Genomic DNA, 6,994 nt, shown 5'->3' with positions numbered 1-6,994 from the left:
ATTGGCCTGAGCCGGGAGAGTCTGTCAGAAATCAAACCTCATATTGATCGTCACCCTGAACTAAAGAAATGGGATGTCACTGTGACTGTAGCGCCAAGGCCGGTAACTTCTTAAGTACTACTTGCCTAAGTGATGGGTTAAGAACTGCTGACTCTATGCTCAAGGACAGCAATAGCTCTGCCCGTTAGTCTCTTCGGACGATGATAGATTGGGTGCCAAACGAAAAAATTCAGGGTACCCAATCTATTTATAGGAACACTATAAATAGATCATATTTGCTCCATTTTATCGTGAAAAAATTTTGCTTTGCCATTTAATAGTTTCGAAGGGCAGCAAAATATTTTTCTTAGCTCATGGCTGCTTGGCAGAGACACTTCATGAATAATAACAATAACGAAGAATTTCCCGACGGTGTGGCGCTGGTCGTAGGCGGCAGTGGTGGAGTAGGCAGTGCTGTCTGTAAACGGCTTTCAGAACAAGGGGCCAAAATTGCCCTGACCTATCACAAGAACCATACCCGCGCTCAGGAAGTTGTTTCAGAAGTGGAGTCCGCAGGAGGCACTGCAGAAGCCTTTCAACTGGATATGGCCGATCTGGATGGCATTGCCACCTTATTTGAGCAACTGTCCCGTCAATATGGACAGGTTCATACTCTGGTTATGGCTACGGGATACGACATTCCCCAGGATTACATTGCCAACATAAAACCGGAGCTTTGGCAGCAAGTGATTCAGAGTGACGTCAACGGATTCTATAACGTTGCCCATACAGCTATTCCCTATCTAAGAAAAAGTCACGGTTCGATTGTACATGTCAGCTCGGCAGGGTTGAGTCGTTATCCGTCTCGTGACGTGTTATCAGTAGCGCCTAAAGCTTCCATTGAAGCGCTGATTAAAGGCATTGCCAAAGAAGAAGGTCCCTATGGAATCAGGGCCAACAGTGTGGCCATTGGGGTTATTGAAACCGGCATTTTCCTGCGTTTGAAACAGGAAGGTGTTTTTGATGATCAGTGGTGTGAACAGGTGAAAGAAGGTTTGTGTGTGCAGCGCTTTGGTAAACCGGAAGAAGTGGCTGATGCAGTCAGTTTCCTGGCTTCCTCCAGAGCCCAGTACATTACCGGGCAGATGATTTCGGTCGATGGCGGCTATCACGTATAAGGAATGAATGATGAATAACAATAATAACTGGGATCATGAATTTGATGTGGTAGTCGTGGGCTCAGGTGCCGGGGCATTAACCACTTCGATCAAGGCAAACGATCTTGGGCTAAAAGTTCTGGTGGTAGAAAAATCAGATCTTTATGGCGGAACCTCAGCCATTTCCGGTGGCGGGATCTGGATTCCCAATAATCACCAGATCAGTCAGATGGGTCAGCAAGATAATGACGAAGCCGGTGTTGAGTACATCAAGAATGTCATTCAGACCCCGGTGGAAGATGGTCGCATAGAAGCCTATGTGGCCAATGCCCGTAAGATGGTCAAGTATCTGGAAGACAGCAGTCATGTAAAGTTTGAAGCTCAGGCGGAGTATACCGACTACTACCCGGAGCTCGAATATGGCATGCCGGGCTACCGCTCTATGGACCCGATTCCTTTTGATGCCCGTAAGCTGGGTGGTGAGTTTGATCTTCAGAGGCCGCCTGGTAAAAGTACCCTGATGATGGGGCGCATGACCATGAGCGTGAAGGAAGCCCGGCAGATGCTGACCAGAGCACCGGGCTGGATGTGGACCAACATGAAAGTGATGTTCCGCTATTACTCAGACATCGGTGGTCGTTTCAAAGGGCCCAAAGATCGTCATCTTACCCTCGGAGGAGCTTTGATCGGCTCTTTAAGGCGTTCCATGATGGATCGTGATATTCCGCTCTGGCTCAGCTCCCCCATGGAAGAGCTGATCACAGACAATGGTCGTGTGACTGGCGTAACGGTTCGCAGAAATGGAAAAGTGGAAACCATTCATGCCAGAAAAGGGGTTGTACTGGGCGCAGGTGGATTTGAGCAGAGTCAGTCCATGCGTGAGCAGTATCACCCACAACCCTCCAACCGTTCCTGGAGTGCTACCCCTTCAGGTAACAATACCGGGGATGCAATTCGGGCGGGTCTTGAGGTCGGGGCGCAAACCGCTCTGATGGATCACAGCTGGTGGGCTCCAACGACGACTCCTGCGGGCGAACCTCAGGCTCGAGCCTTGTTTGTTGAAAGAGCGTTGCCGGGTTGTATTATGGTCAACAGTGCGGGTGAACGTTTCGTCAATGAAGCAGCACCTTACAGTGACATTGGCTATGCCATGTATGAAACCCATAAAGGGGATGTCACCGGCGTGCCTTGCTGGTTTGTCTTTGATGCCACTTTCCGAAACAAGTATCCCTGTGGTGCAGTGCTACCTGGTTATGCCCAGCCTGATGCTGCATTACCCAAACGTCTGAAAGACTACTTTGTGAAAGCTGACACGCTGGAAGCGCTGGCTGAAAAAATGGGAGTGGACAAACCGGGGCTGGTGGAGACGGTTGCCAATTTCAATGTTCATGCAGTGGAAGGTAAAGACCCTGAGTTTCACAAGGGTGAATCCCTCTTTGACCGTTTTTACGGGGACCCCAGCTGCAAACCCAACCCATGTGTGGCGGCACTCGAGAAAGGTCCTTTCTATGGCCTGAAAGTGAATGCAGGCGATATCGGCACTAAAGGGGGTCTGTATACAGACGTTAATGCTCGTGTATTGCATGAGAATGGTGAGGCCATTGAGGGTCTGTATGCCATTGGTAATACTTCATCGTCGGTTATGGCCCATACTTACCCGGGTGCAGGGTCAACCATCGGCCCCGCTATGACTTTTGGGTATCTGGCGGCAGAGCATCTGAGTCAGTATGAGCCAAAAACGATTACCGAGAACAAGCAGGAAGTTGAGAATGCCGTTGAAGCATAATCGAGTGGTCCTGGTCACTGGGGCCAGCAGGGGGGTAGGCAAGGGTATTGCCCTGGCCCTGGGAAAAGCCGGAGCGACTGTCTATGTGACGGGAAGAAGTACTCAGGAAGGGGATAATCCTCTTCCCGGAACTATCTATGCGACGGCTGCTGAAGTTTCTGAACTGGGTGGCAAGGGAATAGCCATAGAGTGTGATCACAGTGATGACACCCAGGTCAGACAATTGTTTGAACGTATTCAGCGGGAAAGCGGTCGACTGGATATTCTGGTCAACAATGCCACCGCAATTCCTGCTGAACTGACACAACCAGGGCCCTTCTGGGAGAAAAGCCTGGATATGCTGGACATTATGGAAGTGGGTACCCGGTCCAGTTATGTCGCCAGCTTTTATGCAGGCAAGATGATGGCTGCCCAGAAAGAAGGTCTGATCGTCAATATCTCTTCTTTTGGTGCCCGCTGCTATATGCATGGGCCTGCCTATGGGGGAGGAAAGGCCGCGCTGGATAAGTTTTCTTCCGATATGGCTGTGGATTTTAAACCTTTCAATGTTGCCTGTGTTTCCCTCTGGATGGGGCTGGTCAAGACAGAGAGAACCCAGCAGGTATTTGACGCTGAGCCTGATAAATACGCTGATATGGCAGCGACAGCTGAAACCCCTGAGTTTGGTGGCAGGCTGATCGATGCTCTGGCCCGTAGCGAAGATCTTATGGCGCGCACGGGTAAGGTTTGGGTTGCTGCTGAACTGGCAGAGGAACTGGGTGTTTCTGATGTTGATGGACAGCAGCCGCCGTCTCACCGTGCTTTTTTAGGTGGGCCGGCAGAAGCGAATCCCGCTATTGTTGAATAGTCTTCTGTGACGGTTGAAGCTCGCGAGGGAGTAAACCTCCCTCGTGTAGCCCAGACTCACGGTGCTGAATGCTGTCTTTTGAATGGTTGTCAGGCATTAAAGCATGAAAGGTTAAGTCTCTCTTAATCGGTCTATTAATGATTGTGATGAATACTGACTTGATACCAGCAGGGTAGAGCCATATCCTGAGAGGATCATTTTATTGACCTGTTCCTTTTTGATCCCATGAACACAGCCTACTACCTACAGGTTTCTCTCTCTACTTTGCGGGCCGCACTGGGTCTGTTCGGTGGCCGCTGTCTGACTGTTTATTACGATTGATCCTCTCTGTCTGATGCAGGTTATCTGCACTACTCCAGAAAATTTTCGTGGAAATGATGACGTCACTCAAGGTGATGAAATCGTCTTCGCACTCATGACTGTTTAATTTTTTATTCTGCATGGCCAGGTAATTAGATCTGCCCGGTGTGCAGTGCAATGTTGCTTATATCTCATGAAAATCAATCGTTCCTGGTTGGCGGACACCTGTGCGCTGATCTCATTCACCTTTGTTACCGGTCTGTTCATAGAAGTGGCTATTGCCGGCTTTACACTGCAGCAGTCGTTGGTTTCGAGACTGCTCTGTCAGCCTGTTAATCTTCTTACTGCCCGTGGTTATGGTTGCTACCGGGATAAAGTGGTGGCCTGGTTGAGTGGTTCAAAACCCCACTGGATGAAGTTGATGCCGGGTGACATTCTGGCCTACCTGAGTTTTCAACTGCCTTTGTACATTGTCATTCTGCTGATTGCCGGAACCGGTTGGGAGGCAATCATCAAAGCATCCATTAGCCAGACGCTGGCACTGGTCGTACTCGGTGCGCCTTATGGTTTCTGGCTGAAATATTGCCGGAAAACACTGGTCGAGCGAACGGTTCAAGCTGCACCTCAACCTCTTTAAATCCGTTTAATAGCCTTTACGATGCGTCAGGGATGGCATTAAAAGCGCAATAAAAAACCGCTATCAATACCTGTCGTTGGGATTAAAGGGCTGGCACAATGACCCTCAAAACGTGTCAGCTCGTTTGGCGAAGAAAAAGAAAAAGAAAAAGAAAAAGAAAAAGGAATGTCGAAATGTTTGTTGTTCTTCTCAGGTTCTCTCATAACAAGGATCAGGTCAGTCAGTACCTGGAGGCTCACAAACAATGGATAAAAAAGGGCTTTGATGAGGGTGTGTTTCTGCTGGCTGGTGGTATAAAACCCAGTGCGGGTGGAGCCATTGTGGCGGATAACGCTTCATTGGAAGAAGTGCAGGCCCGGGTTAATCAGGATCCTTTTGTGATTGAGGATGTCGTCACTGCAGACATTATTGAGTTTACACCTTCTATGTCGGCCGAACGTTTGAGTTTTTTGATCGATCAATAAGGTCAGAAATGAAAACGGATTTTTTTGATCCGCTATTTTTATCAATAAACTCGTCTGCACTATTGAATCATTTATGAAGCTGTTGTCTCGTTCTGCTCGAAATCTCGCCCTCTTTCTATTCAGTTTAAGTTTGGGGGCATTAAGCCAAGCCAGTTATTCGCCAATACCAGAGCGAATGTGCGACGGGCTTCCCCAAGTTGCAGTTGGAACTCTGCCCTCACTTTGTTTAGGTCTGGTTGTTAAAAGGAGCAAGGAGGTGCTTCTTGAGAAGCCCCGAAAAGCGCTGGAATTGCCCGAGCAGAATGCGCTTCTGGTCACTGATATGGGGAGTTGGGATAAAAACAGAGGCAGCCTTTGGCTACTAACGTTTGATCCAAAGCACCCCTATAGCCAATTGCTCACTGCTCGTCGTATTTTGACCGGGCTGAACTTGCCACACGATATCAAATACGGACCGGATGGCAGTATTTATCTTGGCGAAGCTCATCAGATCAGCCGTCTGACGCTTCAGGGAGAAGCTGTTTCAAAGCAGGAAGTGGTGGTTGGCAAGCTGCCTTACAACGAAGAAGGTTATCTGCATCCATTAACCAATATGGTTTTTCTTGCTAATGGTGATCTGCTAGTCAATGTTGGATCCAGATCGGATGACTGCAATATTCAGAAATCTCCCAATGATTGCAAAGAGCTTGGAGTGACCGGGCTTCGGCTATATCGCTATCTAAAAGACCAGAATCTTTGGGATCAGGGTTACACAATGTATGCCACGGGTCTCAGAAACTCCATGGCTTTGGCTGTGCATGACAGTGGCACTATTCTGCAGGCTGAAAACAGTTCGGATTTTCCTGACCATGATGAGCCTTATGAAGAAATTAATGTCATCAGGGAAGGGGGTTTTTATGGCTGGCCTTTCTGTCTCAATCGTCAACTGGATGTAGCTGGAACCGGACGCTGTCAGAGTGAAGTCTATATAGAACCCTACAGTCTGATGCCTCCCCATGTCGCCCCGCTGGATATGATTTACTATCAGGGTACAAGGCTGCCGCAACTTACAGGAAAGCTGCTTGTCAGTTGGCATGGTTTTCGTGTCGCAGGTAACCGGCTGGTCAGCTATGACATTGATAAACTGGGTCGCCCTTTACTCACCGATCAATCCGCTTTTAATCGCGATCCTATTCCTCCTGCTACTGAGTGGACAAAGCATGCCTTCAACCCAATGGGCGGAAAAAAACAGGAAGCCCAGCACCAGGAAGTGATCAGTCACTGGAACAAGGTGTTGGGTGTCAGGCCGGAAGGTGCTCCGGTGGGGCTGCTCGAATTAAAAGATGGTTCATTGCTGATTGTTGACGACAAGAACAAAGCTTTGCTGCGACTATCAGAAGGGCGCGCTTACGATGATCAGTCTTCAGTAAAGTCGCCTGAGGTGAAAGATGCTCCAAATCCGAAAAAAATACCGCTTTTGAAAAAGTATTGTTCCGCCTGTCATCAGGAACTTATCTCTGAACCTGATGCATTGTTGAACAGTGAGAGTGGTTGGCTCAGAAAAGAGCAGGGTAAAACTGTGCTGGAGAAACGACTCAGTGCCCCCATCCGGTTTATGCCACCCCAGGGTCGATTGCCAAAAAGCGTGCAGTTGGGGATTATTCGGGAAGCAGAACAGGTTCCATAACCGGCTTATTGTTCATCGTGTTGCTAATGGATCTTGATGTATAGGAATTTCAAAGCACAGGTAGAACACCTTTCGTCGTATAGTTTTGCCGGATTTTCCTGAGAAGCAGTCAGGCTGTTTTCCCTGATTCTAAAAAACATCAGTTTTACAGGTAATGC

6 protein-coding genes are annotated in these 6,994 nt (G+C 48.6%); all 6 read left to right on the top strand.

Going from position 1 to position 6,994, the window contains the following annotated elements:
* Positions 1-377 precede the first annotated feature (377 nt).
* Complete coding sequence (locus ACR2PX_RS13380) at positions 378-1,157, top strand: SDR family NAD(P)-dependent oxidoreductase (protein WP_433999851.1); 780 nt, start codon at positions 378-380, stop codon at positions 1,155-1,157.
* 7 nt (positions 1,158-1,164) lie between these two features.
* A complete protein-coding gene (locus ACR2PX_RS13375) occupies positions 1,165-2,922 on the top strand; it encodes an FAD-binding protein (RefSeq protein WP_433999850.1) in 1,758 nt (585 codons plus the stop codon).
* A complete protein-coding gene (locus ACR2PX_RS13370) occupies positions 2,906-3,769 on the top strand; it encodes an SDR family NAD(P)-dependent oxidoreductase (protein ID WP_433999849.1) in 864 nt (287 codons plus the stop codon). Before ACR2PX_RS13375 ends, ACR2PX_RS13370 begins: the two co-directional genes overlap by 17 nt.
* Positions 3,770-4,262: 493 nt before the next feature.
* Positions 4,263-4,706, top strand: a complete 444-nt coding sequence (alaE, locus tag ACR2PX_RS13365) for an L-alanine exporter AlaE (protein WP_433999848.1) — start codon at positions 4,263-4,265, stop codon at positions 4,704-4,706.
* A gap of 173 nt (positions 4,707-4,879) precedes the next feature.
* Positions 4,880-5,170 carry a YciI family protein gene (locus tag ACR2PX_RS13360; protein WP_433999847.1) on the top strand — a complete coding sequence of 97 codons (291 nt, stop codon included), beginning with the start codon at positions 4,880-4,882 and terminating at the stop codon, positions 5,168-5,170.
* Between the two features lie 256 nt (positions 5,171-5,426).
* Positions 5,427-6,836, top strand: a complete 1,410-nt coding sequence (locus tag ACR2PX_RS13355) for a PQQ-dependent sugar dehydrogenase (RefSeq protein WP_433999846.1) — start codon at positions 5,427-5,429, stop codon at positions 6,834-6,836.
* The last annotated feature ends 158 nt before the right edge of the window (positions 6,837-6,994 follow it).

It is taken from the genome of Endozoicomonas sp., assembly GCF_051008435.1.
Classification (GTDB): Bacteria; Pseudomonadota; Gammaproteobacteria; order Pseudomonadales; family Endozoicomonadaceae; genus Endozoicomonas_A.
The sequence above is the reverse complement of the archived record's forward strand: the minus strand, read 5'-3'. Positions and strand labels throughout refer to the sequence as shown.